Below are 16,596 nucleotides of genomic sequence, written 5' to 3'. Positions count from 1 at the left end.
CTCCCGCCCCTACCCCACCCGCTCCCGAGCCGGTGCTCAAGCCGGGCCTCGAGCCCCTCCTCTCCCCCTTCCTCGACAAGCCCGAGGTCGAAACGGCCATGGTCATCGGCCCCGGCGGGGCCATGCTGGGCCAGGTCGGCCAGATGCCCCCCGACCCCGAGGTTTTCACCGTCTACTGCCGCACCCTGTTCTCCATCGCCGGGGTGCTGGGAGAGCGCACCGGCTACTCCACCCTGGACGGCCTAATCCTGGAGTACCGCGGCCACCAACTGATCTTCAACCGCATCAACACCGACCACAGCCTGGTGCTCGTGGTGCGGGGCAGTGGCCAGCTAGGCGTGCTGCGCTACCTCGTGCAACGGCAGCTTCCCCAGATTGTCGAGCATCTGGCGTAGAACGCCGACACTCCAAAGCCAAATGTAGGGCGAGCCGGTGGCTCGCCCTTTCTGGTTGCAGGAAACGCAAGGGGGGTTGGGGTCAGAACTTGTCGTAAAGGATCGCCCGCTTGACCTCCTCGATGGCCTGGGTCACGGGGATCTCACGGGGGCAGGCTTCGGTGCAGTTGTAGGCCGTGCGGCAGCGCCAGACACCGGTGCTAGCGGCGAGGGCCTGGAAGCGCTCGCGCGCCCCCCGGTCGCGGCTGTCGAAGATGAAGCGGTGGGCCTGCACGATGGCGGCAGGGCCGATGTAGCTGCCGTTGACCCAGAACACCGGGCAACTGGTGGTGCAGGCTGCACAGAGGATGCACTTGGTGCTCGCATCGAAGCGGGCGCGGTCCTCGGGGCTTTGCAGGCGCTCGCGGTCCGGGGGCGGCTCGTCGTTGATGAGGTAGGGCTTGACCGCCCGATAGGCCTCGAAGAAAGGCTCCATGTCCACTACCAGGTCCTTCTCCACCGGCAGGCCGCGAATGGGCTCGACGGTGATGGTGTCCCCGGCCTTCTTGGTCAGGTCCTTGACCAGCGCCTTGCAGGCGAGCCGGTTCTGCCCGTTGATCACCATCGCATCCGAGCCACAGATGCCGTGACCGCAACTGCGCCGAAAAGCCAGGGTGCCATCCTGCTGGTACTTGACCTTGTGCAGCAGGTCGAGCACCCGGTCCATGGGCTCAGCCTCGACCTGATAGCTCACCCAACTCGGCTTGGCCGCCTTGTTGGGATCGTAGCGCATGACTTTGAGGGTTACTTGCATTTGGTCTCCGTCGTACGTCCTACGTCGTACGTCGTACGCGGTGGGCCTGGGGCGTACAACGTACGACGTACGACCTCAATACGTCCTCGCCTTGGGTTCGAACTTGCCCAGCACCACCGGCTTGTACATGAAGCCCACCTTCCCCTGCTTCTTGTAGACCAGAGTGTGCTTGAGCCAGTTTTTGTCGTCGCGTTCGGGATAGTCCTCGCGGGCGTGGGCTCCGCGGCTTTCCTTGCGGTTGAGGCAGGAGTGCACCGTGGCCTCGGAAACCTCGAGCAAATACCCCAGCTCCAATGCCTCCATCAGCTCGGTGTTGTAGCGCTCGCCTTTGTCCTGCACGCCGATGTTCTCGTAGCGCTCGTGCAATTCCGCCACCGCTGTGACCCCTTTGGCCAGCAGTTCTTCGGTGCGGAACACCGAGGCGTAGTCCTGCATGGCCTGCTGAAGCTCGCCGCGCAACGCCGCCACTGACTCCTTGCCGCTGGAGTTGCGAATGCGCTCGAGGCGCTCGCGGCTGTCCCCCGTGACATCCGGCGAGAGGTCGTGGAAATCGGCGCTCTTGGCGAACTTGGCCGCGGCGGTGCCGGCCCGGCGGCCAAAGACCACCAGGTCGCCCAGGGAGTTCGTACCCAGGCGGTTGGCTCCGTGCAGGCTCACGCACGCGACCTCGCCTGCCGCGTAGAGCCCAGCGATGACGGTGTTCTTGTCGTCGGCGATGACCTCGCCGTTCAGGGTGGTGGGGATGCCACCCATGGCGTAGTGCGCCGTGGGCATCACCGGGACGGGCTGCTTGGTGGGATCTACCCCCTGGTAGATCCAGGCGAACTCGGAGATGTCGGGAAGCTTCTTGTGGATGGTCTCAGCGGGCAGGTGGGTGAGGTCGAGGAGCACGTGATCCTTGCGCGGGCCCACGCCCCGCCCCTCGCGCACCTCGAGGTACATCGCCCTGGCGACCATGTCGCGCGGGGCCAGGTCCTTGATGGTGGGGGCATAGCGCTCCATAAAGCGCTCGCCCAGGGCGTTGCGCAGAATGCCGCCCTCGCCGCGAGCCCCTTCGGTGAGCAGGATGCCCAGTGGGAATAGGCCGGTGGGGTGGAACTGGTAGAACTCCATGTCCTCCAGCGGCAAGCCCTTGCGGTAGAGGATGGCCTGCAGGTCGCCGGTGAGGGTGTAGGCGTTGGAGGTGACTTTCCAGGCCCGCCCGTAGCCGCCGGAGGCAATCACGATGGCCTTGGCCTGGAAGGTGTGCAGCTCACCCGTGGCCAGCTCGTAAGCCACCACCCCCTTGGCCATGCCATCCTCGACGATCACGTCGGTGACGTGGAACTCATTGTAGAAGGTGAGGTCGTGCTTGACGCACTGCTGATAGAGCGTCTGCAAGATCATGTGGCCGGTGCGGTCGGCGGCGTGGGCTGCGCGGTGCACGGCGGCCTTGCCATACTCCTTGGTGTGCCCGCCGAAGCGCCGCTGGGCGATCTTGCCGCTGGGGAGGCGGTCGAAGGGCAAGCCCATGTGCTCGAGCTCGAGCACCGCCTCGATGACCTCCTTGGCGAAGATCTCGGCGGCGTCCTGGTCGGTGAGATAGTCCCCGCCCTTGATGGTGTCGAACATGTGCCATTCCCAGTGGTCTTCCTCGACGTTGCCCAAGGCCGCGCCGATGCCCCCCTGGGCCGCGCCGGTGTGGCTGCGGGTGGGGTAGAGCTTGGAGATGACCGCCACGTCCACGCCCTGCTTGGCCGCGTAGAGCGCGGCGGTGAGGCCCGAACCCCCCGCTCCGATGACAATCACGTCGTGTTGGTGTGCCATGGCTACCTCGTACCCTCGCTGTGCTCGAGCCGGGTGTTCTCGCTGAGCCCCTTGGAGAAGTCGTGGTTCAAAAGCGACATGCTGCCCACGAAGAACACCAGCACCGCCAGGGAATATGTCACAATCTTGGTCCAGAAGCGGGCTCTGGCATCGCGAACCCAGTCGTCCAGCACATAGCGAAGGCCATTCATGCCGTGCAGGAGCGATAGCGAGAGCATGACCCAGTCGTAGATCTTCCAGGTGGTGTTGGACAGGCGCCTGGCGATGTAGTTGTAGTCAACATCACCGGCGTTGATGAGGATGTTGGCCATGTAGAGGTGACCCAGCACCAAGAACACCAGCACCAGGCCCGACACCCGCATGAAGACCCACCAGGCTAGCTCGAGGTTGGTCCCCGCCTGAGCCCTGGCCTGTGAGTAACGGCGCGCACGGATCGCCATTTCCTAGATCACCCCCATCGTACGCAGGATCTCCGGCACGATCTTGATGAGCGCCGGGACGAAAAACAGCGCGAACAGCAGCCAAACCCCGTACCACAGCTCCCGCTGGAGCCTCACGCCCCAGGCGGTGAAATCCATCAGGATCACCCGCAGCCCGTTGAGCGCGTGGTAAAGCACCGCCGCGATCACCCCCACCAGCCCTATGCGGAAAATGGGGGTGTGTTCGATGGCGAACAGCCTTTCCGATACCTCCGGCCCCCACATCGCAGCCGAAATATTGAGCACGTGGATCAGGAGATAGAGCAGGATCGCTATCCCTGAAAGCCGGTGCAGAAAAAAAGCCCACTGACCTTCTCTGCCGCGATACATAAGTCCTCCAGCGGCCAATCATAGCACTGTCGGCGCGTGAAGCCTAAGTACTATTAGCACACTCGGCCAGGACGCGACCGGGCGTGTACGTACACCATGGGAAAGCCGGGGTCGTTAGGTCATACGTTCTACGTCAAACGCAAGACGCCAAACACCACGGGGTCGTGGTTTTGGGTCTTCAGCGTTTTGCGTTTGGCGCACTTCGGCGAATTTTGCAAGGAGTCTAATCCGTGCAGTTGCCGCCCTCGAGATAGACCCTCCAGGCCACCTCCAGGTGCTCTACCAGGGTCCGGGCGTCCTCGAGCTCGGCCCTGCTCACCAGGCCCACGGGGATGGAGTCGGGTTCGGGGTCGATGAGGATCCCATAGCCCTGGCTATTAGCGTCGAGCACGATGTTTTTGACGTCGCGCTCCAGCATCCAGCGCAGGACCTCGGCGTAAACCTGGGGGGGAACCTCGCTGGGAGCCGAATGCCGCGTCAGATGCAGGGTGTGCATGCTTACCTCCTGTCGTTAGGACTTACGGATCCGAGGCCGGCCTCGAGGTTCCAGCAACAGGCCAGATCGGGGCCTATTCCTGTGCCTCGAGGCTGTATTCCTGGAGGGTGCCCCTTGTACATCCCCGCGAAAGATCCTGAAGGCTAGCGTGTTCACCCCACCGCTCCTTTGCTACCGAGTTCGCGTAGTTCGTCGGGCATCTGCAGCAGCACCTCGGTTTCTACCACCAACGCCCCGTCCTTACGACGCACCACCAGGTCGAGTCGGGCGAAGTCGGAGTCGGGGTAATCCAGGCAGGTGTGCCCGCCGCGTCAAGGGTTGGTTCACCAGAAGCACCCCCGTTCGCTGTGACTTGTCTCCAATATAGCAACAGTCGATGGCCGATGGCCCAAAGCCCCTGCCGAATTTCTTGACACCCCACCCCCCCCAGCCGCATAATGGTTGGCTGTTAGAACGGCGTTCCTACGCCGCTCAACGGGGTGAGAAAGCCTGCCGGGAGACACCCGTAGGCCGCTTAAGGAGACTAAGGTTGGAACTCTTTGGGTTTGGCCCGCACCTGATGATCGACGGCTACAACGCCAACGCGGAAAAACTGGCTGACTTTGAGCTCGTCCGGCGCGTACTGGACGAGCTTCCTACCGAGATGGAGATGACCAAGGTGCTGCCTCCCTTCGTGTATCGCTACGAGGGGCACAACGGGCAGTCGACCGGGGTAACCGGCGTGGTGCTCATCGCCGAGAGCCACATCGCCATCCACACCTTCCCCGAGAAGCGCTTCGTCAGCGTGGACATCTTCTCCTGCAAGGAGTTCGACCTCTCCAAAGCACTCTCGAGCGTGGTGGAGAAGTTCGAGATCGGGCGCTACGAAACTTACCTGATCAACCGGGGCAAGGAATTCCCCAAAGACCCCGACCTTGCCCGCCAGATCGTGCTGGGCGAGCGTGAGTACCTGGAAGCTCGAGTAGGCTGAGCAAGACGTCGATAGCTAAACAGGCCCCGCGTTGGCAGGGCCTGTGTTCTTTTGGACACCCCGCTTTTCGGATCTCCTTCCATCTAACGTCCTACGTTTGGCGTTTGGCGTACGCCGTACGTCCTATGTCGTACGCCAGCGTCATCAAACCCAGCCCCCAGGCCGGTAAAGTGTACCCATGTTCCGCAGACTCGTTTGGGGGCTGCTCGTACTGGTGGCGCTGGGTTCGGCTCGAGCCCAGCTCATCGGGGAAGTGCCGCTGCAGCAGGTGGTGACGCCCCACTTCACGGTGATCCATCCGCCGCGCCTGGAGGGCTATGCCCGGCGGGTCGCGACCACCGCCGAGGCGGTGCGAGGGGCGGTAGCCGGCATCGTGGGCAACCAGCCACCCCACACTTACATCCTCGTGGGTGACGAGACCGACAAGTTCAACGGCTTCGCCAGCGTTTTTCCCTATCCCATCATCCGCATCTACGCCACCTTCCCCCAACCGGGGCTGATCGGAGTGCAGTGGCAGGACGTGCTCCAGGTGCTGCTGGTCCACGAGTACGCCCACATCGCCCACCTCACCACCCACGCCGACGACCCCCTCTCGCAGTTCCTGGGCCGCTATCCGGGCAGCAACACCGCCCGCATTCCCCCGGCCTGGTTCATCGAGGGCTACGCGGTCTACCTCGAGTCCACCCTCACCAGCGGAGGGCGGGTCGCGGATAGCACCACCCGCACCCTGCGGGCCCAGATCGCCCGTGAAGGGGAATGGCCCACACTCTCCGACGCGGGCATTGGGCCGCTGGAGCGTTATCCCGGCGGCAATACCCGCTACAGCTTCGGAGGGGGGTTCGTAGCCTATCTGGTGGACAAATACGGTGAGGAAGGGCTGCGCGAGGTCATCCGGACTTACAACGACACCGGCTTCGACTTCTCCGAAGCCTGGCAGATCGCCCTGGGCAGGCGCCTCGAGCCGCTGTGGGAGGAGTGGAAGGAGCGGGAGGTGGTGCGGGCGAAGGCCGAGGCCGAGGCTCTGCGGAAAACGGGGCTACCCCAGGCCGAGCGCCTGAGTGCGGGAAGTAGCCCGGCCTGGCGCTCCGACGGGCTGCTGGCCTGGTGGCAGGGCTCTTCGGTGCGGGTGGGCTGGGCCGATCGGCGCCAGGCGGTCACCCCCTTCCCGGCCTTCGTTCGCCTGCCGGGCCGTCCCGACCGGCTCTCCTGGGACAAGGAAGGCAACCTGGTCTACTCCCGCGTTGTTCAGCAGGGTGGCACCAGCTACGGCGAGCTGTTTCGCCTCGAGCCCAGCGGCCAGGAAGTCCGCCTGACCCGCGGGGCCCGCGCCAGCGATGCCGTGGCCGAGGGCGATTGCATCCTCTACGTGCGCCGCGGTTTCGAAGGTTCAGTCCTGCGGCGCTGGTGTTCGGGCCAGGATGAAGAAGTCTACACCCCGCCCCAAGAGTGGCAGCTCTTCCACCCCGCTCCCGGCCCTGGCGGCTCCATCGCCATCTCAGTGTGGCGTCCGGGTGGTTTTTTGGATATCGCGCTGCTGCGGGAAGGGAGGCTCGAGTTCGTCACCTCCGACTTCTTCCAGGATTGGTGGCCAAACTGGAACCCCCTGGGCCAGCTGGTCTTCGCCTCCGATCGCCGGGGAAGCTCGCAGCTTTACCGGGTGCAGGACGGTCGGCTCTACCAGCTCACCGCCGAGCCTGGGGGCGTGTTCAACGTGAGTTACTCGTCGCAGGGGGTGGTCTTCGCCAGCTACGGCGGGAAGGGCCTGGAGATCAAGCGGCTGGAGAAGCTGCCGGAGGGGTTGGAAGTAGGCGCTCTCCAGCCCTCGAGCCCTGAAGCCCTCGCACTGGAGGGTGGCCAATCCTACCCCGTCGAGCCTTACTCCCCCAACCTGCTGCCCCTGTACTGGCTTCCCATAGGCCCAGGGGCCTATGGTCTGGGAGCTACCCTCTACGGCAGCGACGTAGCCAGCATCCACAACTACCGGATCGGCCTGGGCATTGCGGAAAGCGGGGGATTGCTGGCCGAGGCCGTGTACAGTTTTACTCCCACCTTCGAAGGGGGGCTGGTGCTCGCCGGAAGCTATGCGCCCAGCGCCTGGGCGGTGGGGCTGAGCCCTCTCTACCGCAGCAGCGGCGAACTCCCCGGCCTCGGCCCAGCCGAGTATCGCTTGCAACCCTTCGGGGCTTACTACAGCAACCTGGGATGGGACGCGGGGGCCAGTCTCGGCCTGGGCAACCTGGCCTTCGACCCCTTCGGCTACCTCGAGCAGGGCTGGAGCCTGGAGGGAGCGGTCTCGAGGCTCTTCGGCTGGGAGGGTGGCTTCACGCTGGCAGGGGAGCTGCTCGAGCAGAGCCTGGCGCTGCGGGTGAGCGGCGCTCAGTACGACTGGAGCGCCCCCATCCTCAGCGAAGCCCGCCTGTCGGCGCACTACCCCACGCGGCTGGAGCGGCGGATGGGGGACGGCATCTACGCCCTCGAGCGCCTCTCCTTAGTACCCTTCGCCGCAGCGAGGGGGGTGGGCGCGGGTGTGGAGTATGGCGGCGGCGTGCAGGTGCTGGGCGACTTCGTCCTCAGCTACTTCGCGGGGCTGGGCGTCGGGGTGGAGGTGAATTATTACAACCAGAGCGGCTTTGGCTTCGCTCTGGTGCTTTCCGACTCGAGCAGGTTGCTCGGCTCGAGTTCGCTCGCCTCACCCCTTCGTCCGGGGGGGCCGGGGTCGCGCTGAGGTGCGAGAGCGCACCGCAGCTGTGTAAAACCTTCCGCTCACCCCGAGCCCTGAACCTTCCAGCCCAGCCGGGCCGAAACCGCGTCGGCGGCCCGCCTGATCCGCTCCCCCAGGCTCTGAACACGCTCATCGGGCACGCGGCTGGCGGGGGCCGAGAGCGACATTGAGGCCACCACCTTCCCCCGGTTGTCCCGCACCGGCGCGGCGATACAGCGCACCCCCTCCTCACGCTCCTCGTTGTCGAGCGCGAAACCCCACCTCTGAGCCTCCCGGATCGCGTCCAGGAAAGCTTCTGGAGTGGTCAGGGTCTTACGGGTGAAGGGCCTGAACGGCCCTGCCCCGAGCATGCGCCGGGTTTCGGCCTCACTGTGGCCCATCAGCAGGGCCTTACCCACCCCGGTGCAGTACAGCGGGGCCCTGGCTCCGATACGGGTGAACATGCGGATGAGCTGCCGCCCCTCGACCTGGGCGATGTAGACTGCCTCGTTGCCATCGAGCACGGCCAGGTTGACGGTTTCATTGAGTTCGTCCACCAGCTTTTCCATCTCGGGCATGGCCGCATCCACCAACCCGCCCCTGGTGAGGAAAGCCGACCCCACCTGATAGGCCCGCAAACCCACCTTCCACAACCCCCGGTCCTCGTCCCAGTCAGCGAAACCGCGCTTGCGCAAGGTCTCCAGCAGGCGGTAGGCAGTGCTGGGCGAGAGCTCGGTGCGCCGGGCGAGTTCGGAGAGGGAGAGGGTCTCGGCCTCGGAGAGGGCCTCGAGCAGCATCAGGCCGCGCTCGAGCGTGCGCACCTCCCCCACCTCGGTGCTGCGGGTGCGCCCCGGACGACGCTTGTTTGCCATAGGCCGAGCTTACTCGAGGCACAGGTGTTTTTCAATATGTGCAAAATCCATTCATTCGTTGACAAATAATGACCGGGAAGCTAGGCTCATGGGCATAGAAGCCGTCGATGCTCGATAGACGATGGCCGACCACTAAAGACACAAAACGCCACACACCCCGGAGGAAAAGCCATGACCCCACCCAAAGGCATCGAGATCACCGGCCCCAAGCTCCCGGCTTCGGATAGCGTTCTCACGCCCGAGGCCCTGGCCTTCGTGGCCGGGTTGCAGCGCGAGTTCGGCGCGGTGCGCAAGGGACTGTTGCAGCGCCGGGCCGAAGTCGCCCGGCGGATCGCGGCGGGCGAGAAACCGGGCTTCCTCGAGCACACCCGCTTCATCCGCGAGGGCGACTGGCGCGTGGCCCCTGCTCCCCCCGACCTCGACGACCGCCGGGTGGAGATCACCGGCCCCGTCGAGCGCAAGATGATGATCAACGCGCTCAACTCCGGGGCCAAGGTCTTCATGGCCGACTGCGAGGACGCCCTCTCCCCTACCTGGGAGAACATCGTCCAGGGGCAGCAAAACCTCATGGACGCGGTGCGCCGCAGCATCAGCTTTACCTCGCCGGAGGGCAAGGAGTACCGGCTGGCCGAGAAAACCGCGACCCTGCTGGTGCGGCCCAGGGGCTGGCACCTCACCGAGCGCCACGTCCTGGTGGATGGCGAGCCGGTTTCGGGCTCGCTCTTCGACTTCGGGCTCTACTTCTTCCACAACGCCCACGAATTGCTCAAACGCGGCTCGGGCCCCTACTTCTACCTGCCCAAGCTGGAGAACCACCTCGAGGCCCGCCTCTGGAACGACGTGTTCAACTTCGCGCAGGACTACCTGGGCATCCCGCGCGGCACCATCCGCGCCACCGTCCTCATCGAGACCATCCTGGCGGCCTTCGAGATGGAGGAAATCCTCTACGAGTTGCGCGACCACGCTGCCGGGCTCAATGCGGGGCGCTGGGACTATATCTTCAGCTGCATCAAGAAATTCGCCACCGAAGACGTTATTTTCCCCGACCGCGCCCAGATCACCATGACCGTGCCCTTCATGCGCGCCTACACCGAGCTGCTGGTGCGCACCTGCCACAAGCGGGGCGCCCACGCCATCGGGGGCATGGCCGCCTTTATCCCCAGCCGTAAGGACCCCGAAGTCAACGAACGGGCCATTGCCGCCGTGACCAAGGACAAGGAACGCGAGTCGGGTGACGGCTTCGACGGCACCTGGGTGGCTCACCCCGACTTGGTGCCCGTGGCCATGAGCGTCTTCGACAAGGTGCTGGGGACAAAGCCCAACCAAAAAGACCGCCTGCGCGAGGACGTCGACGGCAAAATCCAGCCCGAGCAGCTCATCGACTTCCACGTGCCCGGCGGCACCGTCACCGAGGCGGGGGTGCGCAACAACATCAGCGTGGAGTTGCAGTACATGGCCGCCTGGCTCGGCGGCAGCGGCGCGGTGGCCATCTTCAACCTGATGGAAGACGCCGCCACCGCCGAGATCTCCCGCGCCCAGCTGTGGCAGTGGCTCAGGAAGGGGGCCAGGCTCGAGGACGGCCGTCCCTTCACCCGCGAGCTTTACGAGCAGCTCAAGCGGGAGGAGATGGCCAAGCTCGAGGGGATGAAGAACCTCGAGGCCGCCGCCCAGTTGCTCGACGAGCTGGTGCTGCAGCCCGAGTTCCGCGAGTTCCTGACCCTGCCCGCTTACGAGCGCCTGCCCTGAAGCGCTGGGCCTGCCATCCCTCGGAGCTTCGCTGGAAAGCATCTACACAGCGGGCCTCGAGGTCTACGATGAGGTAGGTGGGCAGTCTTTCGATGCCGCGGTAAGCCTGAAGCTTTTCGCGTCGGTCGGTGGCCTTGGTAGTGGGCGAGGTCACTTCGGCGATGAAACACGGTCGCTGGAAGATGTGGCCCTGGCTCTCAGTCGGATCGCACAACACCATCACGTCGGGGTAGTAGTTGATGGCTATCGACTATCAGCCATAAGCGATAAGCTAAGCAGAAGACCACGCGCGTCTTGCATTCGGGAGGACTCCATGAATCCTGCTTTGAGCGAGTTGGGGCGCATCTACCCGCCCGAGCGGCTGCTGGTACAGCCCGGTCAGCTCGTGCCCTACGAGTCCGATGCCCTCACCGCCTTTCGCGCTCGGCCCCTGGCGGTGGTGCTGCCCGAGACCACGGACGAGGTGGTGCAGACCATCGGCTGGTGCGCACGGCACAAGGTCCCCTACGTGGCCAGGGGGTCCGGCACCAGCCTTTCGGGCGGGTCGCTGCCCGTCGAGGGCGGCCTGGTGATCGGGCTCAACCGTATGAACAAGCTGCTCAGGCTCGACCCCGCAGAGCGCGTAGCGGTGGTGCAGCCCGGCTTCATCAACCTCGAGGTCTCCAACGCGGCAGCGCCCTATGGGCTCTACTATGCCCCCGACCCCTCGAGCCAGCCCGTGAGCACCATCGGCGGCAACCTGGCCTTCAACTCCGGCGGGGCGCACTGCCTGAAGTACGGCATGACCTCCAACCACGTGCTGGGCGCGAAGGTGGTGCTGCCCACCGGCGAAATTGTGGAGCTGGGCTCGCAGAGCCTCGAGGGCGTGGGCCCCGACTGGCTCGGGCTGTTCGTGGGCTCGGAGGGGCTGATGGGCATCGCGGTGGAGGTCACCCTGCGCCTGCTGCCTAAGCCCGAGAAGTACCACACCGTCCTGGCCGCCTACGACAGCCTCGAAAAAGCCGGAAATGCCGTAGCCGCCGTGGTCGCCAGCGGCTTGCTGCCCGGCGCGATGGAGATCATGGATCACCTGGCCATCGAGGCCGCCGAGGCCGCGGTGAAGGCAGGCTATCCGATGGACGCGCGGGCCCTGTTGATCGTGGAGCTAGAGGGCGAGGCCCCCGAGGTCGAGGCCGAGGCGAGGCACCTGGGGGACGTCATCGCCGCCTCCGGGGCTTACGAGGTGCGCGTCGCCCGCGACGCCGACGAGCGCGCGAAGATCTGGAAGGGCCGCAAGGCCGCCTTCTCAGCGGTGGGCCGCCTGAGCCCCGACTACCTGGTGCAGGACGGGGTGGTGCCGCGCTCGAAGCTGGGGCAGGCCCTGCTCGAGATCGAGCGCCTCTCCCAGCAGTACGGCCTGCGCGTCGCCAACGTCTTCCACGCCGGCGACGGCAACCTCCACCCCCTCATCCTTTATGACGGCAAGGTGAAGGGGCAGCTCGAGCAGGCCGAGGCGCTGGCTGGGGAAATCCTCAAGCTGTGCGTGAGCCTGGGTGGTTCCATCACCGGCGAGCACGGGGTGGGCATGGAGAAAAAGGCCTACATGCCCGCCATGTTCAGCCAGGCCGACCTAGCCCTCATGCGACGCATCCGACGGGCCGTAGACCCTGACGAACTCGCCAACCGGGGCAAGATGTTCCCCCACAGCGAGGCCCCGGCCCTCACCCCTCACGGGCCACACCCGCTGGAGAAGGCCGGGGTGATCTGGCGTGAATGAGGGTCTCCTCATCCGCCCTAGTGAAGTCGCCGAGGTTCAGGAGGCCGTCCGCGCCCACCCCAAGTCGCTGCCGAGGGGCGGGGGCACCAAGGCCGCCCTTTCCACGCCGAGGGAGGGCCAGGCCGTGCTGGACATGACCGGGTTGAGCGGGGTGCTCGAGTACGACCCCGCTGAGTACGTGCTGGTGGCCCTGGCCGGGACCCCTCTGGCCGAGGTCGAAGCGCTTCTGGCCCGGCACGGCCAGTACTTGCCCTTCGACCCGCCCTTGGCCGAGCTAGGGGCCACCCTGGGCGGGACCGTGGCCGCTGGGCTCTCTGGCCCCATGCGCCAGCGCTACGGCGGGGTGCGCGACTTCATCCTGGGCGTGCGCTTCGTGGACGGGGAGGGCGAGGTGGTACGCGGGGGCGGCAAGGTGGTCAAGAACGCGGCGGGCTTCGACCTGCCCAAGCTGATGGTGGGCAGCCTGGGGCGGCTGGGGGTGTTGGTTGAGCTGGCTTTCAAGGTCTTCCCCTTCCCCAAGGCCACCGCCACGCTCAAGGTGACCTTCGACCGCCTCGAGGAAGCCCTCGAGGCCATGTACAAGCTCGCTTCCTCGCCGCTGGAGTTCTACGCCCTCGACCTCGAGACCAACCCCGCGACCTTAACGCTGCGCCTCGGCGGGCAGCCCGAAGCCCTGCCCTCCCGGCTCGAGCGCCTGCGGGCCTTCCTGGGCCACCCCCCCGACACCCACACCCTCTTGCTGGAGGGCGAAAAAGAGAGGGACTACTGGCGCTTCGTGGGTCGGCTCGAGTGGGGGCACGGCTACTTGGTCAAGGTGCCCATCCAACCGAGCAGGATTGCCGGGCTCGAGCGCGAGCTTCCTGCGGGAATGCGCCGCTACATTAGCGCGGGGAACCTGCTGTACCTCAACTGGCCCGACTCCATCGAAAAGCTGGACAACCTGCTCAAGAGCCAGGGGCTCCGTGGCCTGGTGCTGCGGGGCGACGCCGAGCCCGCGGTGAGCGAAACGCTGAAGTCACCCCTGATCGGGGTAGACTGGGAGCACAGTTTCGCGCGCCGAGTCACCGCGGCCCTCGACCCCCACAACCGCTTCTCCCCCAACCCCTGAAAGCTATGCAGCACAAGATCGACACCCAATCCATCGGCCCGCAGGGCGAGGTGATGGCCCACGCCGTCGAGGCCTGCGTCCACTGCGGCTTCTGCCTGCCCGCCTGCCCCACCTACGCTGTGCTGGGCGAGGAGATGGACAGCCCCCGCGGGCGCATCTTCCTGATGAAGGAGGTGCTCGAGGGTAACCTACAGCTCGAGGAAGCCGCCCCCTACATCGACAAATGCCTGGGTTGCCTGGGCTGCGTCACGGCCTGCCCCTCCGGGGTGCCCTACGGCGAGCTCATCAGCACCTTCCGGGGCTGGGCCGAACCGCGCCGCCACCGCTCGCCCTTCGCGCGGGCCTTCCGCCTGGGCATCATGGAGCTTCTGCCCTACCCCAAGCGCTTCCGCGCCGGGGCGCAGCTCGGCAGGATCGGCAAGGTTTTCAAGCCCCTGCTGCCCCAGGCTCTGCAAGCCCCCCTCGAGCTCCTCCCCGAGCGCCTCGAGCCCGCGCCTCCCCTGCCCGAGTTCTTCCCGGCCAAAGGCCCCCGCCGCGCCCGCGTGGCGCTGCTGGCCGGCTGCGCCCAGCAGGTGCTCAAACCCAACTTCAACTGGGCCACCCTGCGGGTGCTGGCCGAAAACGGCGTGGAGGTGGTGATTCCCAGTGGTCAGGCTTGCTGCGGAGCCGCCGCCATGCACACCGGCGAGCGCGGCAGAGCCCTGGCCCTGGCCCGACAGAACCTGAAGGCCTTCCCCAACGACGTCGACGCCATCCTCTCCAACGCCGCCGGGTGCGGTTCGGGGCTCAGGGAGTACGGACTGCTCTTCGTGGGCGAGCCCGAGCACGAAGCCGCCGAGGCCTTTAGCAAGCGCGTGCAAGACGTCTCGGCCTTTCTGGTCAACCTGGGGCTGGTCGAGCCCCCCGCCCTCAAGCAGCCGCTCAAGGTGGCCTACCACGACGCCTGCCACCTGGCCCACGCCCAGGGGGTGCGCTCCGAGCCGCGCAAGCTGCTGCGCTCGATCGGCGGCCTCGAGCTCGTCGAGATCCCCGAGGGCGAGCTGTGCTGTGGCAGCGCCGGAACCTACAACCTCGAGCAGCCTGCCATCGCGGCCACCTTGGGCGAGCGCAAGGCCCGCAACATCCTCGCCACCGGAGCCCAGGCCATCGCCACGGGCAACATCGGCTGCTTCACCCAGATCCAGAGCCACCTGCGCAAGCTGAGACGGGAAGTGCCGATGTACCACACCCTGGAAATCCTCGACCTGGCTTATCAGGGCAAGCTGTAGGCCACGCTTTGGGGTCTGATAAACTTAGGTACACACCGATTTCGAGCATTCACCTCGAGGACGCTATTCCCCCAAGGAGGTAGCCATGGCGACCTACGTGATTCTCAGCCGCTTCTCTCCCGAAGCCTTCCGCGATCCCAAGGACTTCAAGAAGCTGGCCGAGGAAGTCTCGGCCCGGATCAAGTCGGAGTGCCCCGGCGTGCGCTGGAAGGCCAGCTACGCCACCATGGGCCGCTTCGACGTGGTGGACCTGGTGGAATCCGACGATCCCAAGCAGGTCTCCAAGGCGGCCATGATCATCCACGCCTACGGTCACTCCACCACCGAGACCCTGCCGGCTACGCCGTGGGATGAGTTCCTGGCTCTGCTCTGAAGGGGGGCGTACGCAAGACGCTGAACGCAAGTGGCTATCGGCTAGCTACCGGCGACTTCCGTAGGGGCTCCTTTTCACCTCACAGCCCAATATGCGCCCTGGCCTCGCCGGAGAAACCTGCCCACTCGAGCATGGCTCTGGGCAATTCCAAGTAGCCCCGCGTGGTGCAGACCTTGCCCTGCCACAGCACCGGCTTGGCCTCGGGCCGGAAACCCTGCTCGCGCAGGGCCTCGAGGGCGACGGGGTGGGCGGCCAGGGGTTGGGAGTGCTGCAAGCGGCCTAGCTCGAGCAGCATCAGTGCAGCGTTGGCGCCGGCGAACACCGCCCGCAAGCCCTCCCAGATCTGCGCGAACCAGTCCTGGTGATCCGGGTCGCGGCCCAATTTGCTCATCTGCGGGCCTCCGGGAACGACCAGCACGTCCAGCGCGGTGCGGGCCCCCAACACGTAGCGCGGCGTCCAGACCGAGCCTCCGGCCCCCTCGAGCGCCGTCCTCCCCCGCGCGAGGGTAAAAGCTTCCCACTTCAACAAGCGGGCAACCTCCAGGGCTAAAGCGGCTTCGGCCTCGAGAAAACCAGGGCTCAACAACACACCGAGTTGCACGGGGTCATCTTACTAAGACGTCGATAACCAGAAGGCATCGAGGGTCGAGAGTCGAGGGCTGAGGGAAAGCTTGTGGTGCTGACCCACTACCCGAACCGCCCCGTGATATACGCCTCGGTGCGGGGGTCTTTGGGGTTGGTGAAGATCTGGTTGGTCGGGCCGAACTCCACCAGCTCGCCCGTCAGGAAGTAGCCGGTGAAATCGGAAACCCGCGCCGCCTGCTGCATGTTGTGGGTGACAATTACGATGGTCACGTGCTTCTTCAGCTCGCTCATCAAGTCTTCGATGGATTGGGTAGAGATGGGGTCAAGGGCGCTGGTGGGCTCGTCCATCAACAGCACCTCCGGCTGCACGGCCAGAGCCCTGGCGATGCACAGGCGCTGTTGCTGACCACCCGAAAGGCTCATACTCGGAGCCCGAAGACGGTCTTTTACCTCATCCCACAAGGCGGCCTGCGTCAAGGAGCGTTCCACCGCTTCGTCCAGCAAGCCTTTGTGACGAATGCCCACCAGCTTCAGCCCGGAGACCACGTTGTCATAAACGGAAAGGGTCGGAAAGGGGTTGGGCTTCTGGAAAACCATGCCAACCCGGCGGCGTATCTCTACGGGGTCCACCCCGCGCTCATAGATGTTCTGGCCGTCCAGCAAGGCCTCACCGGTCACCCTGGCAATGGGAGTGAGGTCATGCATCCGGTTCAGGGCCCGCAAAAAGGTGGTCTTTCCACAACCCGACGGACCGATGAGCGCCGTCACTCGATTGTTGTAAATGGGCAGGCTCACCTCTCTGACCCCTGCCTTTTTTCCGTAAAACACGGACAGGCCTCGAGTTTCCATGCGCAGAGGCAGTTCTTCGTGTACGTTACCGGAGGTGGTTTTTACTTCAGGGCGAATCATCCGTTTCTC

At 65.4% G+C, this 16,596-nt stretch carries 16 protein-coding genes and 1 pseudogene; 8 read left to right on the top strand and 9 right to left on the bottom strand.

The features are described 5' to 3' along the window. A partial coding sequence (locus tag Mrose_RS18775; protein WP_182482679.1) for a roadblock/LC7 domain-containing protein occupies positions 1-395 on the top strand: 395 nt, incomplete at its 5' end. Between the two features lie 82 nt (positions 396-477). On the opposite strand, the gene Mrose_RS05165 is transcribed toward Mrose_RS18775, so the two are convergent. From Mrose_RS05165 to Mrose_RS05145, 5 genes are all read right to left on the bottom strand, one after another. Next, entirely contained in the window at positions 478-1,188 is a 711-nt protein-coding gene (locus Mrose_RS05165) for a succinate dehydrogenase iron-sulfur subunit (RefSeq protein WP_119276357.1), read from the bottom strand. Positions 1,189-1,263: 75 nt separating this feature from the next. Continuing rightward, positions 1,264-2,994, bottom strand: coding sequence for a succinate dehydrogenase flavoprotein subunit (gene sdhA / locus Mrose_RS05160; protein WP_119276356.1), 1,731 nt, complete (start codon positions 2,992-2,994; stop codon positions 1,264-1,266). A 2-nt stretch (positions 2,995-2,996) separates the two neighbouring features. After that, positions 2,997-3,434, bottom strand: a complete 438-nt coding sequence (locus tag Mrose_RS05155) for a succinate dehydrogenase hydrophobic membrane anchor subunit (RefSeq protein ID WP_119276355.1) — start codon at positions 3,432-3,434, stop codon at positions 2,997-2,999. A gap of 3 nt (positions 3,435-3,437) precedes the next feature. Further along, positions 3,438-3,803 (bottom strand): succinate dehydrogenase, cytochrome b556 subunit, encoded by a 366-nt coding sequence (sdhC, locus tag Mrose_RS05150; RefSeq protein WP_119276354.1) that lies wholly within the window; start codon positions 3,801-3,803, stop codon positions 3,438-3,440. Between the two features lie 223 nt (positions 3,804-4,026). Continuing rightward, positions 4,027-4,299 carry a hypothetical protein gene (locus Mrose_RS05145; protein ID WP_119276353.1) on the bottom strand — a complete coding sequence of 91 codons (273 nt, stop codon included), beginning with the start codon at positions 4,297-4,299 and terminating at the stop codon, positions 4,027-4,029. Positions 4,300-4,828: 529 nt separating this feature from the next. On the opposite strand from Mrose_RS05145, the gene speD reads away from it, so the two are divergent. After that, positions 4,829-5,269: an adenosylmethionine decarboxylase gene (gene speD, locus Mrose_RS05140; RefSeq protein ID WP_182482678.1), complete on the top strand. Its 441-nt coding sequence runs from the start codon at positions 4,829-4,831 to the stop codon at positions 5,267-5,269. Between the two features lie 178 nt (positions 5,270-5,447). Beyond that, positions 5,448-7,994: a TolB family protein gene (locus Mrose_RS05135; RefSeq protein ID WP_119276351.1), complete on the top strand. Its 2,547-nt coding sequence runs from the start codon at positions 5,448-5,450 to the stop codon at positions 7,992-7,994. Positions 7,995-8,032: 38 nt separating this feature from the next. On the opposite strand, the gene Mrose_RS05130 is transcribed toward Mrose_RS05135, so the two are convergent. After that, positions 8,033-8,842 carry an IclR family transcriptional regulator gene (locus Mrose_RS05130; RefSeq protein WP_119276350.1) on the bottom strand — a complete coding sequence of 270 codons (810 nt, stop codon included), beginning with the start codon at positions 8,840-8,842 and terminating at the stop codon, positions 8,033-8,035. Between the two features lie 171 nt (positions 8,843-9,013). Between Mrose_RS05130 and aceB the strand changes: the two genes are divergently transcribed. Beyond that, the gene (gene aceB / locus Mrose_RS05125) at positions 9,014-10,588 is read left to right on the top strand and encodes a malate synthase A (protein WP_119276349.1); all 1,575 of its coding nucleotides are present in this window, start codon (positions 9,014-9,016) and stop codon (positions 10,586-10,588) included. Positions 10,589-10,637: 49 nt separating this feature from the next. Here aceB and Mrose_RS19770 read toward each other — a convergent pair. Further along, positions 10,638-10,808: pseudogene (locus Mrose_RS19770) on the bottom strand (Uma2 family endonuclease); the annotation flags it as partial. A 93-nt stretch (positions 10,809-10,901) separates the two neighbouring features. On the opposite strand from Mrose_RS19770, the gene Mrose_RS05115 reads away from it, so the two are divergent. The 4 genes from Mrose_RS05115 (at position 10,902) to Mrose_RS05100 (ending at position 15,093) form a co-directional block, all read left to right on the top strand. Then, positions 10,902-12,344, top strand: coding sequence for an FAD-linked oxidase C-terminal domain-containing protein (locus Mrose_RS05115; RefSeq protein WP_119276348.1), 1,443 nt, complete (start codon positions 10,902-10,904; stop codon positions 12,342-12,344). After that, positions 12,337-13,452, top strand: coding sequence for an FAD-binding protein (locus tag Mrose_RS05110; RefSeq protein WP_119276347.1), 1,116 nt, complete (start codon positions 12,337-12,339; stop codon positions 13,450-13,452). The genes Mrose_RS05115 and Mrose_RS05110 overlap by 8 nt, the downstream gene beginning before the upstream one ends. Positions 13,453-13,457: 5 nt before the next feature. Beyond that, complete coding sequence (locus Mrose_RS05105) at positions 13,458-14,720, top strand: (Fe-S)-binding protein (RefSeq protein WP_119276346.1); 1,263 nt, start codon at positions 13,458-13,460, stop codon at positions 14,718-14,720. 85 nt (positions 14,721-14,805) lie between these two features. After that, positions 14,806-15,093, top strand: a complete 288-nt coding sequence (locus tag Mrose_RS05100) for a GYD domain-containing protein (RefSeq protein WP_119276345.1) — start codon at positions 14,806-14,808, stop codon at positions 15,091-15,093. Between the two features lie 79 nt (positions 15,094-15,172). Here the strand turns inward: Mrose_RS05100 and Mrose_RS05095 are convergent, their stop codons facing one another. Together Mrose_RS05095 and pstB are read right to left on the bottom strand one after the other, a co-directional pair. Then, complete coding sequence (locus Mrose_RS05095; protein ID WP_119276344.1) at positions 15,173-15,694, bottom strand: DJ-1/PfpI family protein; 522 nt, start codon at positions 15,692-15,694, stop codon at positions 15,173-15,175. An 86-nt stretch (positions 15,695-15,780) separates the two neighbouring features. Beyond that, positions 15,781-16,587, bottom strand: coding sequence for a phosphate ABC transporter ATP-binding protein PstB (gene pstB, locus Mrose_RS05090; RefSeq protein WP_182482677.1), 807 nt, complete (start codon positions 16,585-16,587; stop codon positions 15,781-15,783). Positions 16,588-16,596: the final 9 nt, after the last annotated feature.

This window comes from Calidithermus roseus, from assembly GCF_003574095.1.
Lineage (GTDB): Bacteria > Deinococcota > Deinococci > Deinococcales > Thermaceae > Calidithermus > Calidithermus roseus.
Note: the sequence above shows the minus strand (reverse complement) of the source record. Positions and strands in the feature narration are given on the sequence as shown.

Bases quoted from the DNA above. Each gene is read 5' to 3' on its own strand.
- Mrose_RS05165 (WP_119276357.1), bottom strand. From the start codon at position 1,188: ATGCAAGTAACCCTCAAAGTCATGCGCTACGATCCCAACAAGGCGGCC.
- sdhA (WP_119276356.1), bottom strand. From the start codon at position 2,994: ATGGCACACCAACACGACGTGATTGTCATCGGAGCGGGGGGTTCGGGC.
- Mrose_RS05155 (WP_119276355.1), bottom strand. From the start codon at position 3,434: ATGGCGATCCGTGCGCGCCGTTACTCACAGGCCAGGGCTCAGGCGGGG.
- sdhC (WP_119276354.1), bottom strand. From the start codon at position 3,803: ATGTATCGCGGCAGAGAAGGTCAGTGGGCTTTTTTTCTGCACCGGCTT.
- Mrose_RS05145 (WP_119276353.1), bottom strand. From the start codon at position 4,299: ATGCACACCCTGCATCTGACGCGGCATTCGGCTCCCAGCGAGGTTCCC.
- Mrose_RS05135 (WP_119276351.1), top strand. From the start codon at position 5,448: ATGTTCCGCAGACTCGTTTGGGGGCTGCTCGTACTGGTGGCGCTGGGT.
- Mrose_RS05130 (WP_119276350.1), bottom strand. From the start codon at position 8,842: ATGGCAAACAAGCGTCGTCCGGGGCGCACCCGCAGCACCGAGGTGGGG.
- aceB (WP_119276349.1), top strand. From the start codon at position 9,014: ATGACCCCACCCAAAGGCATCGAGATCACCGGCCCCAAGCTCCCGGCT.
- Mrose_RS05115 (WP_119276348.1), top strand. From the start codon at position 10,902: ATGAATCCTGCTTTGAGCGAGTTGGGGCGCATCTACCCGCCCGAGCGG.
- Mrose_RS05105 (WP_119276346.1), top strand. From the start codon at position 13,458: ATGCAGCACAAGATCGACACCCAATCCATCGGCCCGCAGGGCGAGGTG.
- Mrose_RS05100 (WP_119276345.1), top strand. From the start codon at position 14,806: ATGGCGACCTACGTGATTCTCAGCCGCTTCTCTCCCGAAGCCTTCCGC.
- pstB (WP_182482677.1), bottom strand. From the start codon at position 16,587: ATGATTCGCCCTGAAGTAAAAACCACCTCCGGTAACGTACACGAAGAA.